20 protein-coding genes and 1 tRNA gene are annotated in these 23,288 nt (G+C 65.6%); 12 read left to right on the forward strand and 9 right to left on the reverse strand.

Going from position 1 to position 23,288, the window contains the following annotated elements; all coding sequences use genetic code 11:
- Nucleotides 1-32 precede the first annotated feature (32 nt).
- Entirely contained in the window at nt 33-1,436 is a 1,404-nt protein-coding gene (locus BMZ43_RS08865) for a hypothetical protein (RefSeq protein ID WP_064308240.1), read from the reverse strand.
- Between the two features lie 136 nt (nt 1,437-1,572).
- Between BMZ43_RS08865 and BMZ43_RS08870 the strand changes: the two genes are divergently transcribed.
- Nucleotides 1,573-1,824 (forward strand): CsbD family protein, encoded by a 252-nt coding sequence (locus BMZ43_RS08870; protein ID WP_017642209.1) that lies wholly within the window; start codon nt 1,573-1,575, stop codon nt 1,822-1,824.
- Between the two features lie 81 nt (nt 1,825-1,905).
- Here the strand turns inward: BMZ43_RS08870 and BMZ43_RS08875 are convergent, their stop codons facing one another.
- From BMZ43_RS08875 to tesB, 3 genes are all read right to left on the reverse strand, one after another.
- Nucleotides 1,906-2,274 (reverse strand): response regulator, encoded by a 369-nt coding sequence (locus BMZ43_RS08875; RefSeq protein ID WP_093252538.1) that lies wholly within the window; start codon nt 2,272-2,274, stop codon nt 1,906-1,908.
- A 25-nt stretch (nt 2,275-2,299) separates the two neighbouring features.
- Nucleotides 2,300-3,748 (reverse strand): ATPase domain-containing protein, encoded by a 1,449-nt coding sequence (locus BMZ43_RS08880; RefSeq protein WP_093252542.1) that lies wholly within the window; start codon nt 3,746-3,748, stop codon nt 2,300-2,302.
- A gap of 112 nt (nt 3,749-3,860) precedes the next feature.
- A complete protein-coding gene (gene tesB, locus BMZ43_RS08885) occupies nt 3,861-4,721 on the reverse strand; it encodes an acyl-CoA thioesterase II (protein ID WP_017642206.1) in 861 nt (286 codons plus the stop codon).
- Nucleotides 4,722-4,892: 171 nt separating this feature from the next.
- Between tesB and BMZ43_RS08890 the strand changes: the two genes are divergently transcribed.
- The 7 genes from BMZ43_RS08890 to BMZ43_RS08920 all read left to right on the forward strand — a co-directional run bounded on the left by BMZ43_RS08890 (nt 4,893) and on the right by BMZ43_RS08920 (nt 12,762).
- Nucleotides 4,893-6,509: a histidine kinase famiy protein gene (locus BMZ43_RS08890; protein WP_093252545.1), complete on the forward strand. Its 1,617-nt coding sequence runs from the start codon at nt 4,893-4,895 to the stop codon at nt 6,507-6,509.
- On the forward strand, nt 6,506-7,138 hold the full coding sequence (locus BMZ43_RS08895; protein WP_064308243.1) for an exopolysaccharide biosynthesis protein: 633 nt from the start codon (nt 6,506-6,508) through the stop codon (nt 7,136-7,138). The genes BMZ43_RS08890 and BMZ43_RS08895 overlap by 4 nt, the downstream gene beginning before the upstream one ends.
- Nucleotides 7,135-8,061 carry a histone deacetylase family protein gene (locus BMZ43_RS08900; protein WP_093252549.1) on the forward strand — a complete coding sequence of 309 codons (927 nt, stop codon included), beginning with the start codon at nt 7,135-7,137 and terminating at the stop codon, nt 8,059-8,061. The genes BMZ43_RS08895 and BMZ43_RS08900 overlap by 4 nt, the downstream gene beginning before the upstream one ends.
- Nucleotides 8,062-8,073: 12 nt before the next feature.
- Nucleotides 8,074-8,850 carry an NYN domain-containing protein gene (locus tag BMZ43_RS08905; RefSeq protein ID WP_017642202.1) on the forward strand — a complete coding sequence of 259 codons (777 nt, stop codon included), beginning with the start codon at nt 8,074-8,076 and terminating at the stop codon, nt 8,848-8,850.
- A 155-nt stretch (nt 8,851-9,005) separates the two neighbouring features.
- The gene (locus BMZ43_RS08910) at nt 9,006-10,247 is read left to right on the forward strand and encodes a zinc-dependent alcohol dehydrogenase (RefSeq protein WP_093252554.1); all 1,242 of its coding nucleotides are present in this window, start codon (nt 9,006-9,008) and stop codon (nt 10,245-10,247) included.
- A gap of 46 nt (nt 10,248-10,293) precedes the next feature.
- Nucleotides 10,294-11,538 carry a BaiN/RdsA family NAD(P)/FAD-dependent oxidoreductase gene (locus BMZ43_RS08915; RefSeq protein ID WP_093252559.1) on the forward strand — a complete coding sequence of 415 codons (1,245 nt, stop codon included), beginning with the start codon at nt 10,294-10,296 and terminating at the stop codon, nt 11,536-11,538.
- A gap of 108 nt (nt 11,539-11,646) precedes the next feature.
- Nucleotides 11,647-12,762, forward strand: a complete 1,116-nt coding sequence (locus BMZ43_RS08920) for an FUSC family protein (RefSeq protein ID WP_064308247.1) — start codon at nt 11,647-11,649, stop codon at nt 12,760-12,762.
- Between the two features lie 18 nt (nt 12,763-12,780).
- On the opposite strand, the gene BMZ43_RS08925 is transcribed toward BMZ43_RS08920, so the two are convergent.
- On the reverse strand, nt 12,781-14,673 hold the full coding sequence (locus BMZ43_RS08925; protein ID WP_064308248.1) for a metallophosphoesterase family protein: 1,893 nt from the start codon (nt 14,671-14,673) through the stop codon (nt 12,781-12,783).
- Between the two features lie 138 nt (nt 14,674-14,811).
- On the opposite strand from BMZ43_RS08925, the gene BMZ43_RS08930 reads away from it, so the two are divergent.
- Complete coding sequence (locus tag BMZ43_RS08930) at nt 14,812-16,128, forward strand: RNA helicase RhlE1 (RefSeq protein ID WP_093252565.1); 1,317 nt, start codon at nt 14,812-14,814, stop codon at nt 16,126-16,128.
- A gap of 286 nt (nt 16,129-16,414) precedes the next feature.
- Here BMZ43_RS08930 and cysS read toward each other — a convergent pair whose 3' ends face one another.
- Entirely contained in the window at nt 16,415-17,800 is a 1,386-nt protein-coding gene (cysS, locus tag BMZ43_RS08935) for a cysteine--tRNA ligase (protein WP_177344795.1), read from the reverse strand.
- Nucleotides 17,800-19,488: a glutamine--tRNA ligase/YqeY domain fusion protein gene (locus tag BMZ43_RS08940; protein ID WP_093252573.1), complete on the reverse strand. Its 1,689-nt coding sequence runs from the start codon at nt 19,486-19,488 to the stop codon at nt 17,800-17,802. Before BMZ43_RS08940 ends, cysS begins: the two co-directional genes overlap by 1 nt.
- Nucleotides 19,489-19,634: 146 nt before the next feature.
- Between BMZ43_RS08940 and BMZ43_RS08945 the strand changes: the two genes are divergently transcribed.
- The 3 genes from BMZ43_RS08945 to BMZ43_RS08955 all read left to right on the forward strand — a co-directional run bounded on the left by BMZ43_RS08945 (nt 19,635) and on the right by BMZ43_RS08955 (nt 21,851).
- On the forward strand, nt 19,635-20,129 hold the full coding sequence (locus tag BMZ43_RS08945; protein WP_007158996.1) for a peptidylprolyl isomerase: 495 nt from the start codon (nt 19,635-19,637) through the stop codon (nt 20,127-20,129).
- Entirely contained in the window at nt 20,126-20,854 is a 729-nt protein-coding gene (lpxH, locus tag BMZ43_RS08950; RefSeq protein ID WP_093252578.1) for a UDP-2,3-diacylglucosamine diphosphatase, read from the forward strand. Before BMZ43_RS08945 ends, lpxH begins: the two co-directional genes overlap by 4 nt.
- A gap of 184 nt (nt 20,855-21,038) precedes the next feature.
- Nucleotides 21,039-21,851 (forward strand): HDOD domain-containing protein, encoded by an 813-nt coding sequence (locus BMZ43_RS08955; protein ID WP_017642193.1) that lies wholly within the window; start codon nt 21,039-21,041, stop codon nt 21,849-21,851.
- 73 nt (nt 21,852-21,924) lie between these two features.
- Here BMZ43_RS08955 and BMZ43_RS08960 read toward each other — a convergent pair.
- Nucleotides 21,925-22,014, reverse strand: a tRNA-Ser gene (locus BMZ43_RS08960).
- Between the two features lie 533 nt (nt 22,015-22,547).
- Complete coding sequence (locus BMZ43_RS08965) at nt 22,548-23,285, reverse strand: proteasome-type protease (RefSeq protein WP_017642191.1); 738 nt, start codon at nt 23,283-23,285, stop codon at nt 22,548-22,550.
- Nucleotides 23,286-23,288 lie beyond the last annotated feature (3 nt).

Genomic DNA, 23,288 nt, shown 5'->3' on the forward strand with positions numbered 1-23,288 from the left:
AAATTCGCTCATCGGCCAGGCGCGCTGCCCACCTATTGCAACTCGCTCAGCTGTTTTTCCAGGCCCATGGCCTGGCCTGCCCCGACACTGGTCAGGTGGAACAAGCCATAGGCCTCCAGATAGGTCCAGCGACTCAAAGGACCATTGCCTGAGATGCCATGTCGGCATTCGAGAGTCTTGGCCCTGCCACTGAGAGTAGCCAGCACCTTGCGCGCCTCACCCTCGCCCACCACCTTGCAGGACAGCTTGATCTCCCGCTGCTCCGCGCCCTTCAGATTGCCGGTCAGGGTCTGCCGGGCTTGGTAGCCGACCTGGCTGCCCACCGCGAGCCTCCGCCAGTCGCCGCTGAAGCTCAGTCGATCCAGGCTGGCGAGTTCTTCCACCGGCAGATTGCCGTTGTCGAGGCGGGTGCGGCGTACCAGGTCGATCAGCCCGCGCCAATTGAGCGAGTCGACCCGTGCCGCCCTGCCCTGGGCGCTGAAGCGCAACAAGCCTGGCTGCGCGCCAGGGCTGACCCGGACCTCTTCGCGATAGGCCTGGGTCTGGCCTTCGTAACGGCTCTCGCCCGCCTCTACGAAGCGCTGCACGGCCATGGCTGGCGCGGGTAGCGCCAGCGCCTTGAGCGCCTGCAGAGGCTGAGCCTGGGCCGCGGGCAACTCGCCAGCGGGCGACGGTGCAGCCGGCGTTGTCGCGGCGGCCTTGATCCCGCCCAGGCGTGGCGTGGCCAGTAAGGCATCCCGGCGGTCACAGGCGGCTTCCAGCAGGGTGCGCCGCTCGACGGGAGCGGCAGCGAAGGTCTCTTGCCCCTGGGCGCCTGGCTGGCTGTCAGTTATCCGCCCGGCGTCATCCAGGCCGTAACGCGCCAGCAGCAGATAACGGCGCGCGGTACAGTCGGCGGCCAGGGATTCGCGCCACTGGCGCACCGGAGCGCCATAGCGCGGCGTCTGCAGCTGGACGGGCAACTGTTGGCCTCCCCAGAAGCGGCGCACCCCGTTGGCGTCCACCAGGCTGTTGCGGTCGATGACCAGGGTGTCGCCACCGGCGCCACTGGCGAGGACACGCCAATCCTCACTGGCCGGCTGGGCGCAGAGCGCAGCCACGTCTGGACGCTGCTTGAGCGCCTCGACCTTGGCGGCGCTCAGCGCCAGGGGCGCGGCATAGCCATTCACCCGTCCGGGATAGACGCGCTGATCGCCCTCCAGAAAGAGCAATTCGGCTTGTTCATCCACGCAATCCAAGGCCACCAACGCGGCGCCGCCATCCGCCAGGGCCAGCGCCAGTTGCAGGCGAGAGCCCTGGCGCAGGATGCTTTCAGCCATAACGGGCCGGGTGAAGAGCTCCTCGGCATCGGTCACCGGTTCGGCAGGCGGCTGCTGGGTGCTGCAACCGGCCAGCAGCGACAGCAGGCAGAAGGCGTAAATACGGTTGGAGATCATGGTTCCTCTCGGCTGAAAACCGCGATGGCTGTCGCGAACAGCAAATTGACCTGAACGAAATGCGTCTGGCGCGGATCAATAAGGGAAGCATGCCGCTTGGCATGACCTCTCCCGTTTCCCAACACGAGGTGCATTCATGAATACCGATCAGATCATAGGCAATGCCAAGGACGCTACCGGCAAGGTCCAGGACAGCTTCGGCGCCGCGACCGGCAATGCCGACTGGCAAGCCGAGGGCAAGGCCCGTCAACTGGAAGGCAAGCTGCAGGAGCAATATGGCCAGGCCATCGACTGCGCACGCAACGTGACCGCCGACAAACCCTTCACTGCCCTGGCCATCGCCGGCGGTGTCGGTTTCGTTCTGGGCGTACTGCTGTCGCGCTCCTGATCGGAGACGCGGGGCTGGCCGATGCGCCAGCCCCAAAACGAAAAGGCCTGCTCAGACAGGCCTTTTTGTTTTGGGACTCGCTCAGGATTCCAGGGCAACGAGGTGCTTGCGCACCGTGTCCACGATATCGCCGATGTTGAAGGGCTTCTGGAACACGGCATCGAACAGCTCAGCGCTTTCCTGGGCCAGGTGCGCCTGGGCACCGCTCATCAGGATGATGGGCAGGTGTTGCAGGCCCTGGCGTTCGCACAGGGCCTCCGCCAATTCGCGGCCATTCATCACCGGCATCATGAAGTCGGTGATGACCAGCGACGGTAGTTCTCGATCGAAGACATCAAGCGCTCGGCGGCCGTTGCTCGCCTTGACCACCATGTAGCCTTCGTCTTCAAGAGCGAAGGCCAGGATGTCCGCTATCAGAAATTCGTCATCGACTACCAGTATCGTCGTCATGTGGAGACTCTCCCAGCCGACGCGATCATGGTTGTATTGAGGGCATGGCTGAACCGGAAAGCACCTTCACCATGTCTTTGAACGCCTTTTTCAGTTCGATTCCCGAGTTGTCTATCACCATCTCGCGTAGCGAGGGGTCATAAAGGCTATCCCGCACCTTGAGGATGGACAGAACTCTTTTGATCTCCGCCTCGGCCTCGACGAATCGCAGCAAAATCAGATTGTCCACCATGCTGGAAAGTTCGGGAGCCGGCGCTGCTATATCCGCGCCAAACATGTCCCGTAGTTCCCAGGTAGCTAGAACTGTGACGCCCTGGGTACGCAGCTCGTTCAGTAATGCACTGAAGTATTCGATGAGCCGCCCCTGGGGCAAGGCGAAGCGGGCAATGGCGCCCAGACTGTCGATCACCAGCCGTTTGATGCCGTGCTGCTGGACCAGCGCGAGCAGCTTCAGACCCACTTCATCAAGGCGCAATTCGGTCGTGGGCTGCCAGTGCATGTGCAGCGCGCCCTGATCGATACGGCCGGCCAGATCGAGCCCCAGGGCGTCGGCCTTGAGCTGCAGCCGCTCCGGCGGTTCATAGAAGCTGAACATCAGACCGGGGGCCTCGGACGTGCAGGCGGCCAGGAAATTCAGCGAGATGGACGTCTTGCCGGCACCCGAAGGCCCCATGAGCAGGGTGGTCGAGCTTTCCGGTAGCCCGTTCTCGATCATCGCATCCAGCGAAGCCACGCCGCTGGTTACGCGCTGGTGCCCAAAGCGGTAGGTCGCGCCCACCGAGGGATCGCGATAGAGAGTTTCCAACCGTGGAAACACGGTGATGCCGGCATCGGAGATGGTGAATTCGTGGAAGCCCGGCAACGCGCCGCTACCGCGAGTCTTGCGCAGTGCCAGACGGCGGATGGTGCGACTGCCGATCTCTTCCTCGTGCAGATCCAGCACGCCATCGACCATGGTGTGCTCCGGGCTACCGTCTTCGAGACGCGCGCTGGTGAGAAAGATCACCGTGCAACCGGCAAAGGCCGCATGCCCCTGCAACTCGGCGATGAACTTCTTGGTGTCTATGGGCGTTTCCGCACGCGACCGAGCGTTCAGCAGACCATCCACCACCAGCAGACTAGCCTTTTGCCGGCTGATTTCCCGCCGCAGGAGACGCACGACCTCATCCAGCCCCTCGCCTTCCATGGTATCGAAGGCGCTCAGGTACTGGACCTGATCCCCGATGCAGGAGCGGTCGAAGAAATCCAGCGTGGAAAAGAACTGGAACATCCGCTCATGGGTTTCCGACAGCATGGTTGCGAACAGCACCCGGCCACCGCCGCGCACATGGTTGAAGGCGATCTGATTGGCCATGATCGATTTGCCGGAGCCCGGACGGCCCTGGATGACATAGGACGCGCCTGCAACCAGGCCTCCCTTCAAGATCTCATCCAGCCCCTGGATACCGGTTACGACGCGCTCGAGTCGATTCAAGAACGATGCCTCAAACTAATGATGTGTCTGGGACGCCTAACTAGGCGGCCGGTGCTTCGCAGGCAAGAGCCTATAAGGGTGCTACCGAAATAGCCAGCTAGAGGGCTTGGTCTCAGCCGCGTTTGCGAATCAGTCCTTCCTGGGCCACCGAGGCCACCAGCTGTCCCGCGCGGTTGTAGATGCTGCCGCGGCACAGACCGCGAGCTCCGCCGGCCCAGGGACTGTCGATGGCGTAGAGCAACCAGTCGTCCAGGCGGAAATCGCGGTGGAACCAGACCGCATGGTCGAGGCTGGCGATCTGCAGCGAGCGATCCCAGAAACTGGTGCCGTGGGGCAGCAGCGAGCTGGGCAGCAGATTGAAGTCCGAGGCATAGGCCAGCAGATAGCGATGCAGCGCCGGCTGGTCCGGCAGATCGCCGGTGGCGCGGAACCAGACGTGGCGAACCGGCTCGGTGGGCTCCGGCTTGAAGGGGTCGGTAAAGACCACCGGGCGCATCTCGATCGGCCGCGGCCCGAGCAGCTTGTCGCGCAAGGGCGCAGGAATCAGCTCGGCGTACTTTTGCGCGTGGGCGATCTCCGATTGCAGCGTCTCGGGCGCGGGCACGTCCGGCATGGTGGTCTGATGCTCGAAGCCCGGCTCTTCGATATGGAAGGAAGCGCTGCAGAAAAAGATCGGCTGTTCACCCTGGAAGGCAGTGACCCGGCGGGTGGAAAAGCTGCCCCCGTCGCGGATGCGATCCACCTGGTAGGTCACCGCCTCCACGGCCGAACCGGCGCGCAGGAAATAGCCATGCAGGGAGTGCACCTGGCGCGCCTCGGGCACGGTCTGGCTGGCCGCTGACAGCGCCTGCCCCAGCACCTGCCCACCAAAGAGCTGGGGAAAGCCGAGATCCTGGCTGCCGCCGCGATACAGATCGGGGGCCAGGGATTCGAGGGTCAGCAGTTCGACCAGGTTGTCCAGCACCTTGCTCATGGGAAGGGTTCCTTGACAGAGAGCGATCATCATACGCAAAACCGGTCAAATCCTGTGCGTTCGCCGTGCTTCCAGACACATTACTCATCGTATGACGATAACTGGTGGAGCTTGTGGCCCCATAAGCGGTCACAATTAGGGTACCGCTGTCCGCTCGCAGGCTTCCTCCCCATGACCGAAACCGCCAACGCCTCGTCTCCCCATCCGTCCGCGGCCAAGATCGCGGAGCTGGGCAAGGGTCTCGGGCACGACGACATCTTCTTTGCCGCCGTGAAAAAGACCCGGATGCCGATGATCGTGACGGATCCGCACCAGCCGGATAATCCGATCATCTTCGCCAACGAGTCCTTCCTGCGCACCACGGGCTACGCGCTGGACGAGGTCATGGGCCGTAACTGCCGCTTCCTGCAGGGCCCGGACACGCGCCCGGAACACATCGCTGAAATCCGCAGCGCGCTGCGCGAGCAACGGGATTGCGACATTGAATTGCTGAACTACCGCAAGGATGGTTCGACCTTCTGGAACGCGCTGTTCATCTCCCCGGTGCTCGATCCCCAGGGCCAGCTGCTCTACTACTTCGCCTCGCAGCTGGACGTCTCCCGCCGCCGCGACGCCGAGGACGCCCTGCGGCAGGCGCAGAAGATGGAAGCCCTCGGCCAGCTCACCGGGGGCATCGCCCACGACTTCAACAACCTGCTGCAGGTGATGGTCGGCTACCTGGACATCCTGAGGATCAATCTGGATCGTCCGGAACTGGACAAGGACAAGGCCAAGCGCCATGTCGACAACACCCGTGACGCGGTGAATCGGGCAGCCACCCTGACCCAGCAGTTGCTGGCCTTTGCCCGCAAGCAGCGCCTGACCGGGCGCGCGGTGGACCTGAACAAACTCATTGAGGCCCGTCAGGGGCGCCTGTCCCAGGCGCTGGGCGGGCCCTTCCGCTTCATCTTCCGGCCGGCACCGGCCTTGTGGAATTGCCGGCTCGATCCGATCCAGCTAGAGACGGCGCTGCTCAATATCGTCGATAACGCCCGCCTGGCCATGCAGGAGCGCGGTACCGGCACCCTGACCCTGGAGACCCTCAACGTCGAGGTCAATGGCCAGGATCTGGCTCACGGCGGCCTGGCCCAGGGGCACTATGTTTGCATCGCCCTGACCGACACCGGCTGCGGCATGTCCACCGACGTGCTCGGTCGGGCCCTGGATCCTTTCTTCACCACCCGTGACGAAGGCCAGGGCAGCGGCTTGGGCCTGTCCATGGTCTATGGCTTTCTCAAGCAGTCGGGCGGCTTGGTCAGGCTATATTCGGAAGTCGGCATAGGCACCTCGGTGCGTCTCTACTTCCCGGTCTCCGAAGAGGAGGCGCGCGACCATCCGGCGCCCCTGCCGACCCCGCACGAGGACGGCGGCGGTTCCGAGACCATCCTGGTGGTGGACGATCGCCCGGACGTGGCGGCCCTGGCCCAGGCCATTCTGGAAGAGACCGGCTACCAGGTGCTGGTCGCCCACAATGGCCAGCAGGCGCTGGACATCCTTGCCCGCGAACCCGCCATCGACCTGCTATTCAGCGACCTGATCATGCCCGGCGGCATGAATGGCGTGATGTTGGCCAAGGAGGCGCAGCGGCGCCAACCCGAGCTGCGCATCCTGCTCACCACGGGCTATGCCAACAACGCCCTGGAACTGGAGGAAGGCAACGGCGAGCGCTTCCCCATTCTCAACAAGCCCTATGGCCGCCAGGATTTGACCCGCTGGATCCGCCGCATGCTGGACAGCGCCCAGCCATGAAGAACGAAGCCCTGGAGCGCGAGCCCGCCAGCTGCGACACCGGGCAGGATGGCCCGGTGGACCTCCAGAGCTTTCTGGCCTGTCTGGAGCGGGTGGGCAACAGCCCCAGCCAGGTCTCGGTGCAGCACCTGATCGATGCCATCGGCAGTCGCTCCTTTGGTCCCATGATCCTCTTGCCAGGGGTACTGGCGATCTCGCCGCTGACCGGCATTCCCGGCATCGCCACCGCCATCGCCGTCTTCGTCATGCTGGTGAGCGGCCAGTTGCTGATGGGGCGTGACCACTTCTGGCTGCCGCGCTGGGTGCTGCAGCGCTCGATCTCGCGCGGCAAATTGCGCAAGTCGCTGCGCCTGCTGCAGCGGCCGGCGCGCTGGGTGGACAAGGTGGTCAAGTCGCGCCTGCGGGTACTCACCTCGCGGCCCGCGCACTTCGTCACCGCCCTGCTCTGCATTCTCATCGCCGCGACCATGCCGGTGCTGGATCTGGTGCCCTTCGCCAACACCACGGCCGGGCTGGCGCTGACCTCTTTCGCCCTGTCGCTGATCGCCCGTGACGGCCTGCTGTTCCTCCTGGCGCTGGGTTTCTGCACCGGTATCCTCTGGTTCATCCTGGAGCTCCTGGTGTTTTGAGCGCCCGCCTGCCGCTGGTCTACCACGAGGACTACAGTCCGTCCTTCCCCGCCGGCCATCGCTTTCCGATGGAGAAATTCCGTCTGCTGCACGAGCACCTGAGTGCCAGCGGCATCCTGGGCGCCGATAACTGGCGGCGCCCCAAACCCTGCCCGGACGAGTTGCTGACGCTGGCCCATGCACCGGACTACATCCGGGCCTTCCAGGCCGGAGAGTTGGCACCGCCGCTGCAGCGCCAGCTGGGCCTGCCCTGGAGCGAAGCCCTGGTGCGCCGGACCATCCGCGCGGTGGGCGGCTCCTTGCTCACCCTAGAGCTGGCGCTGCGCCATGGCCTGGCCTGTCACCTCGCCGGAGGGACCCACCACGCCCACCATGACTATCCGGCCGGCTTCTGCATCTTCAACGACCTGGCGATCCTGGCGCTGTCGCTGCTGGAAAGCGGTCGCGCCGGGCGGGTGCTGATCCTGGATTGCGATGTGCACCAGGGCGACGGCACGGCGCGCATCCTCGCCGAGGTCCCTGACGCCATCACCGTCTCCCTGCACTGCGCCACCAACTATCCAGCGCGCAAGGCGCAAAGCGACTGGGACATCCCCTTGCCCCGCGGTCTGGACGACGCCGGCTACCTGCGGGTGCTCGATGACGCCCTGGGCTATCTGCTGCCCCTCTATCAGCCCGATGTGGTGCTCTACGACGCTGGGGTGGACGTCCATCGCGATGACGCCCTGGGCTATCTGGACCTCACCGATGCCGGTCTCGCCGCCCGCGACGGTCTGGTCTTGCGGCGTTGCCTGGCGGCGGATATACCGGTCGTAGGGGTGATCGGTGGCGGCTATTCGGCCGATCGCCTGGCGCTGGCCCGCCGGCACGGCATCCTCCATCACACCGCGACCCAGGTCTGGCAGGAGCTGGGTCTGAACTGAACGGGAGCTTCAATGAGCAAGACCGCCAAGACCTCCGAATCCAGCCAGGCGCGCCTGGCGGTGCTGATCGATGCGGACAACGCACCGGCCGCCATCGTCGACGGCCTCATGGCCGAGATCGCCCGCTTCGGCGTGGCCAGCGTCAAGCGCATCTATGGCGACTGGACCCAGCCGCAACTGAACAGCTGGAAGAAGGTGCTGCTCGACCACTCCATCCAGCCGGTGCAGCAATTCGGCTACACCAAGGGCAAGAACGCTACCGACAGCGCCCTGATCATCGATGCCATGGACCTGCTCTATACCCGTCGTTTCGACGGCTTCTGCCTGGTCTCCAGCGACAGCGACTTCACCCGCCTGGCGGCGCGGCTGCGCGAGGAAGGCCTGACGGTCTACGGTTTCGGCGAGGAGAAGACACCGGATCCCTTCGTCTCGGCCTGCGACAGATTCATCTACACCGAGATCCTCAGGTCGAAGCCACGCGAAGAGGCTCGCGAAACCACCAGCGCCACCGACAAGCCCGCGACCACCAACCGTGGCAAGCCCAAGTTGAACACCATTCTCAAGCTCATCGAACAGGCCGTGGAGGACGCCTCCGACGAAGGCGGCTGGGCCAACCTGGGCATGGTCGGGGCCAACCTGGGCAAGGTGCGTCCGGACTTCGATGCCCGCCTCTATGGGCATCGCAAATTCAGTGGCCTGGTGAAGGCCCATGGCGACAGGTTCGAGGTGCAGGAACGCGATCCTGCTGATGGCAGCGCGGGTAAGGCCGTGTACATCCGCAACCGCTGACACCGTTCCGCCTGCCCGGCTCTGGCCCGGGCCTTGGCGGCGAAAAGCCGTGATCGGTCGCCATCAAGGTGCCATACCACCGGTCAGACATCGCGGAACCGCTCGGCTGGCGGCGGCCTCCACCTCTAGGTAAACGCTACCCAACGGAGACCGCCATGCGAGCCTTGACCTACCACGGTGCCCACGATGTCCGTGTCGATACCGTCCCCGATCCGACCATCCAGGACGCCGACGACATCGTCCTGCGGGTAACCGCCACGGCCATCTGCGGCTCGGACCTGCACCTCTATCGCGGCAAGATCCCCACCGTCGAGCACGGGGATATCTTCGGCCACGAATTCATGGGCGTCGTCGAAGAGACCGGCCCGGCGGTCACCGCCGTGCAGAAGGGCGACCGGGTGGTGATTCCCTTCGTCATCGCCTGCGGCAGCTGCTTCTTCTGCAACCAGGATCTCTACGCGGCCTGTGAGACCACCAACACCGGGCGCGGCGCCATCCTCAACAAGAAGCAGATCCCGCCGGGCGCGGCCTTGTTCGGCTTCAGCCATCTCTACGGTGGCGTACCGGGCGGCCAAGCCGAATACGTGCGCGTACCTAAAGCCAATACCGGCCCCTTCAAGGTGCCCGGCACCCTGGCTGACGAAAAGGTGCTGTTCCTGTCCGACATCCTGCCCACCGCCTGGCAGGCCGTGCTCAACACCGGTATCGGCCAGGGTTCGAGCATCGCCATTTATGGCGCCGGACCGGTCGGCCTGCTGTCGGCCGCCTGTGCGCGGATGCTGGGTGCCGAGCGTATCTTCATGGTCGATCACCACCCCTATCGCCTGGCCTATGCCCAGCAGACCTATGGCGTCATCCCGATCAACTTCGACGAGGACGACGATCCGGCGGCCACCATCATCGAGCAGACGCCCGGCAAGCGGGGTGTGGATGGAGTCGTGGATGCCGTGGGCTTCGAGGCCAAGGGCAGCACCACCGAGACCATCCTCGCCAACCTCAAGCTGGAAGGCAGCAGCGGCAAGGCCCTGCGCCAGTGCATCGCGGCCGTGCGGCGCGGTGGCACCGTGAGCGTGCCCGGGGTCTATGCCGGCTTCATCCACGGCTTCCTGTTCGGTGACGCCTTCGACAAGGGCCTGACCTTCAAGATGGGCCAGACCCACGTGCAGCGTTATCTGCCGGAGCTGCTCGAACACATCGAGCGCGGTGACCTGGCGCCGGAGGCCATCATCACCCACCGGATGTCCCTGGAGCAGGCGGTCGAGGGCTACAAGATCTTCGACAAGAAGCAGGAGGACTGCCGCAAGGTGATCCTGACGCCCGGACGCAGCGAGCCGCTGATTCCCGAGCGGCTGGAAGAACCCCTGGCAGCGCCCCTGGGCCAAGCCGGCGTGCTCTAGTCGCGTCGCGTACAATGGCGGTTTTCCTCAGCTCCTGGATGCCGCCATGTCTCTCCTCTCCGCCACGCCCGCCGTCGCTGTCATAGGGGGTGGCCCCGCCGGGCTGATGGCGGCCGAGACCCTGGCCGCCACGGGCGTCCCTGTGGATCTCTTCGATGCGATGCCTTCCGTGGGCCGCAAGTTTTTGCTGGCCGGCGTGGGTGGCATGAACATTACCCATGCCGAGGAGCAGGCCGCCTTTCGCCAGCGTTATCGCGAGCGCGAGAGCGGAGTCAGCCCCTGGCTCGACAGCTTCGACAGCGATGCCCTGCGCGCCTGGATCCATGAGCTGGGCATCGAGACCTTTGTCGGCACCTCGGGCCGGGTATTTCCCGCCGACATGAAGGCCGCGCCCCTGCTGCGTGCCTGGCTGCATCGGCTGCGCGACCAGGGCGTGCGCATCCACACCCGCAGTCGCTGGCTGGGCTGGGACGCCGAGGGCCGGTTGCGCCTGGCCACCCCGGAGGGCGAGCGTCTGCTGCAGCCCCAGGCCACGGTGCTGGCACTGGGCGGGGGCAGCTGGCCGCGGCTCGGCTCGGATGGGGCCTGGCAGGCGCTGCTGGCGGCGCGGGGGATCAGACTGCGCCCGTTGGAACCGGCCAATTGCGGTTTCGAGGTGGCTGGCTGGAGTGACTTCCTCAAGACCCGCCACGCCGGCGCGCCGATCAAGCCCGCCGCCCTGGCCCTTCCGGGTCAGCCGCCACGCCAGGGCGAATTCGTGCTGACCGACACAGGGATCGAGGGCAGCCTGGTCTATGCGCTGTCCGCCGAGATCCGCACGGCCATCGAACGGGATGGCCAGGCGACCCTGACCCTGGATCTGGCGCCGCAGCGTGACCTGGCCGAACTCGGCCGGGCCCTGGCCAAGTCCCGCGGTAGCCAGTCCCTGGCCAACCACCTGCGGCGCCATGCCGGGATCGACGGCGCCCGGGCCGCCCTGCTCCGCGAGTTGGCTCCGCCGGAGACCTTCCAGGACATGGGCCGATTGGCTCAGGCCTGCAAGGCCGTGCCCCTCACCGTGGTCAGGCCACGGCCCCTGGCGGAAGCGATCAGCAGCGCGGGCGGCGTGCCCCTGGAAGCGCTGGACGCTGGCCTGATGCTGCGGCAATTGCCGGGCGTCTTCTGCGCCGGCGAGATGCTCGACTGGGAAGCACCCACCGGCGGCTATCTGCTCACGGCCTGCTTCGCCAGCGGCCGGGCAGCGGGCCAGGGGGTGCTGCGCTGGCTGGCCGCTGGCGGCAGCTCGGCCTGAGCGGTCCGGTCGCGATGCGCCTCTGCCGTTCGCGGCCGGCCCCTGTGCTGCCAGACGGCGCTCGGGCGCGGTAGCATAGGCAGCGACCACGGCACTCATCATGGATCCATGCCCCCTTCCCAGGCGTTGTCGGAATTCAGGCAGTTGTTGCGCGATCTGGCAGGCGATCTCCGCCAGTTCGGCCGCGACCGGCGCCGTCTGGTCGACGAACTGGAGACCCTGACCTCGGTCTTTCTGGCGATCCTGCTCGGCCACCTGGCCGGGGTTCAGCATGTCGGTTGGGCGGCGTTCAGCGGCTACATCGTGATGAGGTCAGATGTCCGCGACAGTTTCTCGCGCGGCTGCCTGCGGGTGCTGGGTACCGGTATCGGCGCCGCCGGTGCCCTGTTGGTCCTGCGCCACCTGCAGCTGAACCCCTACGAGCAGGCCATCCTGCTGGGCACGGTGGGCAGCGTCACCCTCTATCTGACACTGGTGGGCCGCTATGGCTATGCCTGGTTGCTGGGCGGCCTCACCTACGCCATGGTGGTCCTGGCGAGCCTCCAGGCGCCCGATCAGCTCGAGCGATACGCCCTGTCACGGCTGTTGGAGGTGGCGCTCGGCACCTCGGCCTGCGTGCTGGTGAGCGCGCTGTCCACCTACGGCGTCCGTGCGCGCCTGTGGCCCAGGACGCCAACCACGGTGGCCTCGACGCCGCGGACCCTGGGTGTCTGGCAGCCCCTGGCGTTGCGCCATGCACTGCAGGGAGGTCTGGCCCTGGCCCTGCTGTCCCTGGGCGCGACGGCAGAGATCGGGGTGGATGTCAGCCAGGCGGCCATCACCATCCTGGCGGTCATGGTGGTTCCCTTCGACGGCCTGAGCAGCGCCGGCAAGGCGGTCTCCAGAAGGCTGTTGCATCGAATGCTCGGCTGCCTGCTCGGGGGTGGCCTGGCGGCCCTCCTGCTGCTGGTCAGCCAGGAAAGCCTCTGGCTGACGCTGGCGGGCGTTGCGCTCGGTGTGCTGATTGGCAGACACCTCGAGAACGGTCCGCTCGGTATCGGCTATCTCGGCATGCAGTTCGCGCTGGCGTTTCTGGTGGTGATGGTGCCTGACCACTATGACCATATCGACCCGGTGGCGGGCCTGGCCCGGCTGGGCGGTATCCTGCTGGGCTTTCTGGTGCTGGAGCCGGTGTACTGGCTCTCGACCTGGCTGATCAGGCGCCTGTCACCCGGAAGGCCCTAAGGCACGGCGGCGCCGAGCTCAGCCCGGGCGCTCGACGAACTCGGTGGCCGGCGAGCCATCGGCATTGTGCTGACGGATCACCGCCGGGCGCCCTTCCGCGTCCAGCAGCACCTGGCCGATGCCGGCACCGTTCCAAAGTCGCTCGCCGGCCTCGCGGCGATCCGGCAGGCGCGGTTGCAGCTCCCAGCGGCGGCGCTTGGTGAAGCCGTTGAGCGGCGACCAGGGCGCATAGAGCCAGCGATTGAGCCGGTCCAGGGTGGCCAGCAGGCGCGGCGGGAATTCGTTCTTGATGCCGCTGCTGGTGATCTGCCAGAGCCGCGGCTCACCGCGTCGGTCCCGGATGCGGATGTCGTAGACGAAGGAATAGTGCACGTCGCCGGAGAGCACCACGTAGTTGCCCGGGGTGCGGCGGTGGCGAAAGATGTTGAGCATGGTCTTGGCCGCCCCGGGGTGGGCCATCCAGTTCTCGGCATCCACCATCAGCGGCTGGCCGAACCAGGTGAAGATGCGCTGCACCGCCTCGATCAGCTTGACGCCGAACATGGGCGCGGCCGAGACGATCACCGCCGAGGGATGGTCCAGCAGGTCCTGCTGCAATTCGCAGAGGGCTTCCCAGTCCATCAGCCCCGAGGGGTGCTCCAGGCGTCGCTCGCTGCGCCAGCGACGGGTCCGGGTGTCCAGCACGATCAGCGGCGGGCTGGTCTTGAGCACGTAGTGCCAGCCCTGGAAGCGCAGCAGGTCGTCGATGCAGGCGTTCTGCGTCGCACATTCCAGCTTGCCGTCGTCCCCCGCCGTGTCCAGCAGCCGGGCCGTGGCGGCCAGGGGTTCGGCCACGGCTTCCGGGGCGTTGCCCCAGGCCTGGCAGAGCAGATAGGCCAGCAACGCATTGCCGAGGATGCGCCGGGAAAAGGGATGGCCGTAGGCGGTCTCCTCCCAGCGCGCGGAGAGGTTCCAGTCGTCGGTGACGTCGTGGTCGTCGAAGATCATCAGCGTCGGCACCCCGGCCAGGGCCCGCGCCGCCTGGGGCAGGGTCGCGACGAAGCCCTCGATGCAGCGCGACTCGGTGGCGTAGCGCTCACCGTCCTTGGCGTCGAGCGCCGGTGGCACGACCTCGATCAGGGTCCAGGGCGTCGGCGACCAGCAGAGCAGATAGAGCGCCAGCACCTCGCTCAGGGTCACCAGGTGGTTGTGGGCATTGGTGGAGGTGAAGATGGGTTTCTCCACCCCGCCGAAGAATTTCTCGCGCAGCGCCCGGTTGGACTTGAAAGCCGGTAGCAGGTCCTCGCGGTGATAGAGGTTGGCGGCATGGGCCATCAGCGCCTCGCTGTCCGCCACCACCGCACCTTCGAGGTCTTCGCCATAGAGCCCGAGGCGGCGGATCAGCGCCTGCACCGCCAGCAGCATCGGCCCGGCGACGTCATCGGCATAGACCTGATCGCCCGTGAGCAGCAAGGCCGCGGGCCGCTCCTCGGGCGTCGTGCAGGCCTGCAGCAGGCGATCCACGGCGAGCAGGCCATCGGCCGAGGCATGGTGGGGCTTGCGGCAGGAGCCGTGCAGCAGATGATCGAAACGCGCGCGCAGGACGAAGCGCGGCAATTCACCCTCGGCGGAGAGCAGATGCGGCGCCCAGTCGCGGATTCCGCCGGCGCTCAGCTGCAGGTCGTAGTGGAGGAAGGCGTCCGTGGGCAACTCGGTGTCCGGCCGGACCTCGATCAGCTGCAGATAGGCCTGCTCGCCCAGGCGCAGGCACTGGGTCTCCCCCTGCACGCCGAGCTCGGTCGCCCCTTGCCACAGCCGCGGCACGGGCGTCTCGGCCGAGCGGGTCACCAGCCACAGCAGCAACCGGGACGCTTCGGTGCGCCGCAGCAGCGGACCGGCCAGCACCGGGGGCAAGGTAGGGGTAGCGCTCATGGGGTCTCCTGTAGCCACGCAACTGACCACTATGCCGTGCCGGGATTCCGGCTGCAGCCGCCGCCTGGCTACAAAGTTTGAGCGCGCTTCACAGTCGGCCTAGAATTCGCTCCCTTTTCGACGCCATCCGGGCCTGTCATGACCTTTGCCGACCTCGGCCTCATAGATCCGCTGCTGCAGGCGCTCACCGCCCTGGAGCACAGCTCCCCCACGCCCATCCAGCGCCAGGCCATCCCGGCGGTGCTGGCCGGTCGCGACCTGCTGGCCGCCGCCCAGACCGGTACCGGCAAGACCGGCGCCTTCGGACTGCCGCTCCTGCAGCGACTGGTGCAGGAAGGCCCGGCGGTAGCGCCCAACCATATTCGCGCCCTGATCCTCACCCCCACCCGCGAGCTGGCCGAGCAGGTTCATGCCAGTCTGCGTGACTATGCCCAGCACCTGCCCCTGCGTACCGCCGTGGCCTACGGTGGCGTGAGCATCAATCCGCAGATGATGAAGCTGCGCAAGGGCGTGGACGTGCTGGTGGCGACCCCCGGGCGCCTGCTCGACCTGTTCAACCAGAACGCCGTGCGCTTCGACCAGGTACAGCTGCTGGTGCTGGACGAAGCCGATCGCATGCTCGACCTGGGCTTTTCCCGGCAACTGGGCGAGCTGTTCGTCATGCTGCCGCGCAAGCGCCAGACCCTGCTGTTCTCGGCGACCTTCTCCGACGCCGTGCGTCAGCTGGCCGCCCCGGTGCTGCGCGATCCCCAGACTATCGACGTCAGTCCGCGCAACACCGCCGCGGTCACCGTCAAGCAGTGGGTGGTGCCGGTCGACAAGAAGCGCAAGACCGAACTCTTCCTGCACCTTTATCGCAGCGGTCGCCAGGGCCAGGTGCTGGTGTTCGCCAAGACCCGCAAGGGTGTGGAACAACTGGTGGAGGCGCTGCAGGCCGAGGGGCTGGCGGCGGAATCCATCCATGGCGACAAGCCCCAGCCCGCGCGACTGCGCTCCCTCGCCCGCTTCAAGGCCGGCGAGGCCGACATCCTGGTCGCTACCGACGTGGCCGCCCGTGGCCTGGACATCCAGGACCTGCCGCTGGTGGTCAACCTGGACCTGCCCATCGTCGCCGAGGACTATGTCCACCGCATCGGCCGGACGGGCCGCGCCGGCAACCAGGGCCAGGCGGTGTCTCTGGTGTGCGCCGATGAAGTGGAGCAGCTGGCGGCCATCGAGACCCTGATCGGCCAGATCCTCATGCGCCGCGACGAGCCGGACTTGATCCCCGACCATCGCGTCCCCCAGACCGGCCCGGGCGGCCTGGTCATGAAGAAACCCAAGAAGCCGAAGAAACCCAAGGTGGGCGGTCCGGTATCGGACAAGCCCCTGGGTCGCTGGGTGGAAGACGGCAAGCCAAAGGTCAAGTCGGTACGCAAGGCGCCGGGTTTCGGCAAGGCGCGCAAGAAGCCCTGAGCCTAGGAAGGGTGGACAAGGCTGCGCCGTTGTCCACCCTACGGCCCCACCTCGTAGCCTGGAAAACCGCGCAGCGTTTTCCGGGGGCGGCCTTAAAACTGTCGCAGGGATGGTGGATGAGGCTAGCGCCGTCATCCACCCCAAGTGCTGATCGCGACCATGGCGGTCCGCCGATGCGGCTACGCCTAAGGGGTCTGGTGTGTTGCTAATCGCGGCCATGGGCCGCTCCTACAGGGGGTGATGCTTTTGTAGGAGCGGCCCATGGCCGCGATATGCTAGGCGTCGCTTACTCCGCCAGGCGCCAGGTGGTGCCGCCCTTGCCGTCTTCCAGTACCACGCCCAGAGCGGTGAGCTGGTCGCGGATGCGGTCGGATTCCGCCCAGTTCTTTTCCGCGCGCGCAGTCAGCCGGGCCTGGATCAGCGCCTCGACCTCGGCGGCATCCACCCGCCCCGCCGCATCAGCGCGCAGGAAGGCTTCCGGCTCCAGCTGCAGCACGCCCAGTACATCACCCAGTTCGCGCAGACGCCCGGCCAGGCCAGCCGCCGCGGCAGGATCGCTCTCGCGCAGGCGGTTGATCTCGCGGGCCAGCTCGAACAGCACGCCGCAGGCACCAGCGGTGTTGAAGTCGTCGTCCATGCACTGGGCGAAGCGCTCGGCGTAGCTTTCGCCGCCTTGCGCCGGTGCTTGCGGCAGGCCCTTGAGCGAGTGATAGAAGCGCTCCAGAGCACCCTTGGCTTCGCGCAGGTTGTCTTCCGAGTAGTTGATCGGGCTACGGTAGTGGCTGGCGATCAGTAGGTAGCGCACCACTTCCGGGTGATACTTCTCCAGCACCTCGCGCAGGGTGAAGAAGTTGCCCAGGGACTTGGACATCTTCTCGCCGTTGATGGTGATCATCCCGCAATGCAGCCAGGCATTGGCGTAGGTCTTGCCGGTGGCCGCCTCGCTCTGGGCGATCTCGTTCTCGTGGTGCGGGAATTCCAGATCGTTGCCGCCACCATGGATGTCGAAAGTCTCGCCCAGGCAGCAGGTGGACATCACCGAGCACTCGATGTGCCAGCCCGGTCGCCCGGCGCCCCAGGGCGACGGCCAGCTCGGCTCGCCCGGCTTGGCGGCCTTCCACAGCACGAAGTCCAGCGGATCTTCCTTGGCCTCGCCCGGCTCGATGCGCGCGCCGATGCGCAGGTCCTCGACGCGCCGCCGCGACAGCTTGCCGTAGCCAGCGAAGCGATTGACCCGATAGTAGACGTCGCCGTTACCCGGGGCATAGGCATAGCCCTTGTCGATCAGGGTCTGGATCATGGCGTGCATGCCATCGATGTGATCGGTGGCGCGCGGCTCCTGGTCGGGCTTGCGGATATTCAGCCGCGCCTCGTCCTCGTGCATCGCCTCGATCATCCGCGCCACCAGGTCGGTGAAGGGCTCACCGTTGGCATTGGCGCGCTTAATGATCTTGTCGTCGATGTCGGTGATGTTGCGCACGTAGGTCAGGTCGTAGCCGCTATGGCGCAACCAGCGGGTGATGACGTCGAAGGCCACCATGCTGCGACCATGCCCCAGGTGGCAGTAGTCGTAGACGGTCATGCCGCAGACGTACATACGCACCTGGCCCGGCACCAGCGGCGTGAAGGCTTCCTTGGTCTTGGTCAGGGTGTTGTAGAGGTGCAGCCCCATCATTGCCCCCAGGAATCGCGCAGGGTCACGGTACGATTGAACACCGGCTTGCCCGGCGCGGAATCCTTCAGATCGACGCAGAAGTAGCCTTCGCGCTCGAACTGGAAGCGGTCTTCCGGCTGGGCCTGGGCCAGCGACGGCTCGGCACGGCAGCCCTTGAGCACCACCAGGGAATCAGGATTGATGTTGTCGAGGAAGCTACCGCCCTCCTCGCTCTTCTCCGGCTGCGCCGAACGGAACAGGCGATCGTAGAGGCGCACCTCGCACTCCACGCTGCCCTCGGCCGGCACCCAGTGGATCACGCCCTTGACCTTGCGGCCCTCGGGATTCTTGCCCAGGGTGTCCGGATCGTAGCTGCAACGCAGTTCGACCACGTTGCCGTCGGCATCCTTGATGGCCTCATCGGCACGGATCACGTAGCTGCCGCGCAGGCGCACCTCGCCACCCGGCTCCAGGCGCTTGTAGCCCTTGGGCGGATTCTCTTCGTAGTCGCCCTGGTCGATGTACAGCTCGCGGGTGAAGGGCAGCTGGCGCACGCCCAGATCCTGCTTGGGATGCCGTGCCAGCTCCAGATTCTCTACCTGGCCTTCGGGGTAGTTGGTGATCACCACCTTGAGCGGCTTGAGCACGCACATGGCGCGCGGGGCGTTCTGGTCCAGGTCCTCGCGGATGGCGAATTCCAGCATGGCCACGTCGACCACGCCATTGGAACGGGTCACGCCGATCATCTCGCAGAAGTTGCGGATGGCGGCCGGGGTGTAGCCACGGCGGCGATAGCCCGACAGGGTCGACATGCGCGGGTCGTCCCAGCCGTGCACATGAGCCTCGTCCACCAGTTGCTTGAGCTTGCGCTTGCTGGTGACGGTGTAGTTCAGGTTGAGGCGGGCGAATTCGTACTGGCGTGGCTGGGCCGGCACCGGCAGCTTGGCCAGGAACCACTCGTACAGCGGACGGTGGTCCTCGAACTCCAGGGTGCAGATGGAGTGAGTCACGCCTTCCAGGGCATCGGACTGGCCATGGGTGAAGTCATAGCTCGGATAGATGCACCAGGCATCGCCGGTCTGGTGATGATGGGCGTGACGGATGCGATAGAGGATGGGATCGCGCAGGTTCATATTGGGCGAGGCCATGTCGATCTTGGCGCGCAGCACCTTCTCGCCGTCCTTGAACTCGCCGGCCTTCATGCGGGCGAAGAGGTCCAGGTTCTCGGCCACCGAACGGTCGCGGAAGGGGCTGTTGCGACCCGGCTCGGTGAGGCTGCCGCGGTATTCGCGAGCCTGCTCGGGCGTCAGGTCGCAGACATAGGCCAGGCCCTGCTCGATCAGGTTCACCGCCCAGGCGTAGAGCTGGTCGAAGTAGGCGGAGGCATAGCGCACCTCGCCGGCCCAGTCGAAGCCCAGCCAGTGCACGTCGCTCTTGATGGCGTCGATGTATTCCTGGTCTTCCTTGGCCGGGTTGGTGTCGTCGAAGCGCAGATGGCAGTCGCCGCCGAATTCCTTGGCCAGGCCGAAGTTCACGCAGATCGACTTGGCGTGGCCGATGTGCAGGTAGCCATTGGGCTCCGGGGGAAAACGGGTGACGATCTTGGCCTGCTTGCCGGCGTCCAGGTCAGCCTGGACGATCTGCCGCAGGAAATGCGCGGGGGCGGCTTTGGCGGCGGTGGACGAGTCGGAAGTCGGCTTGCTCATGGGATCCTTAACTGGGCAGACGCACGGCCAGGGTAGGCCGGGCAAAGGTAAACCCGTATCATAGCCCAACCCGTCAAGTCCCGGCGAAACCCTTGAGGCCCTCGCCGGGTCTGGATGCTGTCCCCCTTAGCTACGGATTCGCTGCCATGATCAAGCTGCACACCAACCACGGCGTCATCACCCTGGAACTCTTCGAGGACAAGGCGCCGGAAACCGCGGCCAACTTCAAGGAATACGTCAAGAGCGGTCACTACGACGGCACCATCTTCCACCGCGTGATCAGCAACTTCATGGTCCAGGGCGGTGGTTTCGAGCCGGGCATGAAGCAGAAGCCGACCCGCGCCCCGATCAAGAACGAAGCCAACAACGGCGTCTCCAACGCGATCGGCACCGTCGCCATGGCCCGCACCATGGATCCGCACTCCGCCTCGGCGCAGTTCTTCATCAACGTCTCCGACAACACCTTCCTCAACCACACCGCGCCCACCAGCCAGGGCTGGGGCTATGCGGTGTTCGGCAAGGTGGTCGAGGGCATGGACGTGGTCAACGCCATCAAAGGCGTCGCCACTACCAGCAAGGCCGGTCACCAGGACGTGCCGAGCGAAGACGTGATCATCGAGAAGGCCGAGATCGTCGAGTGATTCTACTGGTCTCCGACCTGCATCTCGAACCGCAACGCCCGGACTTGGTCCGGGCGTTTTTGCATTTCCTCGAAACCCGTGCCCGCGGTGCCGAGGCGCTGTACATCCTTGGGGATCTGTTCGAAGCCTGGATCGGCGATGACGCCATGGGGCCCTTCGAGCAGGAGATCGCCACCGCCCTGCGCCAGCTGGCCGACAGCGGCACGGCCGTCTATCTGATGCATGGCAATCGCGACTTCCTCATCGGCAAGGCCTTCTGCCGCCAGGCGGGTTGCCGCTTGCTGCCGGATCGCCATATCGCCGACTTCCCGGGTCGCCGCGTGCTGCTCATGCATGGCGATACCCTCTGCACCCGCGACGAGGGCTACCAGAAGCTGCGTCGCATCCTGCGCCATCCCCTCACCCTCTTCGTCCTGCGCCACCTGCCGCTGGCCAGCCGCCAGAAGCTGGCGCGCAAGCTGCGCAGCGAGAGTCGCCAGCAGACCCGCGCCAAGGCCATGGACATCACCGATGTCACCGAGGCCGAAGTCGAGCGCGAACTGCGCGCCGCCCGGGCGACGACGCTGATCCACGGTCATACCCACAGACCCGCCCACCATGAGCTGCTGCTCGATGGCCAGCCGGCCGAGCGTATCGTGCTGGGGGACTGGGACCGCCGTGGCTGGGTGTTGGAAGCCAGCGAAGCGGGCCTGAGCCAGGTCGATTTCGCCCTCGACGAACGGTAAGGCCTTCACCAGGCGTACCTGGCTTTTTCGCGACAAGTGACTGGCCTAAAAGGTAATTCCGCGCGCCTGCCAGATCGCCGCTGCCAGGACTGCGACCGATCGTCACATGGTCGCTACAGAAATCCGCACGGGTGACCGATGACGAGGGTGTAAGGAGATGTAACCCTTTTCCGCGGAGACGCCCATGCAACTCGACACCCTCTTTGCCCAGCTGCACAACCTGCCCAACGTCCCCGAAGTGGCGCAGGTCCTGATCCAGCAGTTCGACGACCCCAACACCAGCATCGAAACCCTGTCGCGCACCGTGGCGCGCGATCCGGTCATCGCCGCCAAGGTATTGCGCCTGGCCAACTCGGCGCGCTTCCGCGGCGCCCGTGAATCCACCAGCATCGAAGACGCCGCCCTGCGCCTGGGCTTCAACACCCTGCGCACCCTGGTACTGGCCTCGGCCTTCGCCGGCGGCTTCAAGGCCGCGCCCGGTTTCGATCTGCAGGCCTTCTGGTACAACAGCTTTCTGGTCGCCAGCCTGTGCAAGCCACTGGCCAAGCAGGCCGGCCTAGACCAGGAAACCGCCTTTACCTGCGGCATGCTCCACGACATCGGCGAATTGCTGATCCAGAGCGGCGCCCCCGAACTGGCACCGAGCCTGGCCGGTCGCGCCACCGCCAGCAGCCATCGCGCCGCCGACGAGACCCTGCAACTGGGCTTCGGCTATCCGGAAGTGGGTGCCGAACTCGCCCGCCGCTGGCAGCTACCCCAGGTCCTGCGCGACGCCATCGGCTACCAGGCCCGCCCGCTGCAGGCACCGGAAGGCAACGGCTATGCGCTGATCGTGGCCCAGGCGGTCGCCGTGGCCGAGGTGCTGCAGGAGAATGTCGGTGACAGCAAGGTGCAGGACCTGAGCGGTCCGCTGTTCGCCAGCATCGACCTGGAACAGCTGACGGCCGTGCTGCCCAACGCGCGGGACACCGCCGCGACCTTCGCCCAGGCGGCCTGATCCACCGAAGCCTGGCCGAATCGCAGGCAAGAAAAAACCCCTGGAGCTGGGCTCTCAGGGGTTCTCTCAGATCTGGCGGTGAGGGAGGGATTCGAACCCTCGATAAGATTTCTCCTATACACACTTTCCAGGCGTGCTCCTTCAACCGCTCGGACACCTCACCAGATTTGCTCGGCGGCTGCATCTGCATCACCGAGGCGCGCAACTATAGGCAAAGGCGATTTCGATGGCAAGCTTTTTCTTCAATCGATTCATACATTTGCACGCAGGGCTGGGAAAGTCCGCTGCTCTGCGCCGTTCACGGGATGACCGGTCAGTCGCCTCTCTGCCCTGCGTTACCTTCTATACCTCCGACCAACGGTAGCGTCGCAAGCATTTTTCCAATTGCCTGAAAGCAAAGGAGAAATCGTCTAGTGCGACATTTTTGATAACCGGCTGGCCGGTCATCGCCACAAAACTGAAATTTATGTTCTATAGCTACTGGATAGTGCTCAAGCCTGCGGGTATCAGTAACTGCATGCCGCTGTCGCGCAAGCGCTTCCCGCTGAAGACGTAAAGGCTTCAAACAGCTAACAATAAAGGCCCCGAGTCATGTTCAAGAATCCCGTCCCCAAGTGGCGTCAGGCGAGTTTCGTGCTCATCGTCACCACCGTCGTACTGGTCATCCCCAATCTTTCCCGGTTCTTTGGCTGATCCCTAGCGCCAATAATCCGCTGGTGCTGCCGGCAAGGCTGCCAGCAGGTCACGCAGCCCCTCTCCCCAGCCTTTGCGCAAGGCCTGGAAGTAGGGATCGTGCTCGTCGATTCGATGGCTGCTAACCTGCGCCAGCGCATCGCGCGGATAGACCACCAGATCCAACGGCAGCCCCACCGATAGATTGCTGCGAATGGTGGCGTCGTAGGACAGCAGCGCGCAGCGCAGGGCTTCTTCCAGCGGCGTCGCGAAGGTCAGCGCCCGATCCAGGATGGGTTTGCCGTACTTGCTCTCGCCGATCTGGAAATAGGGCGTGTCCTCGGTGGCACCGATGAAATTGCCGTGCGGATAGAGGTTGAACAACTCCGGCTCCGCGCCGCGGATCTGCCCGCCCAGGAGAAAGGAACAGCTCAGATCCAGGCCATGACCGCTGGGGGCATCCTCGGCATCGCGCTGCAGGACCTCGCGCAAGGTCTGCCCTAGCAAGCGGGCGGCCTCATACAGAGTGGGCACTCCGTGCAGGTTGTCCTGTTCGCTGTCCAGGCGCTGCCGCAACAGGCTGATGACCGCCTGGGAGGTAGCCAGGTTGCCTGCCGACTGGATGGCGATCAGGCGCTCGCCAGGAATCCGGAACAGATGCAGTTTGCGAAAGGTGGCGATGTTGTCGACTCCGGCATTGGTGCGGGAATCGGCGACGAACACCAGGCCGTCGTGCAGTTTCATGGCGACGCAATAGGTCATGCG

It is taken from the genome of Pseudomonas sp. Snoq117.2, assembly GCF_900110545.1.
Lineage (GTDB): Bacteria > Pseudomonadota > Gammaproteobacteria > Pseudomonadales > Pseudomonadaceae > Chryseomonas > Chryseomonas benzopyrenica.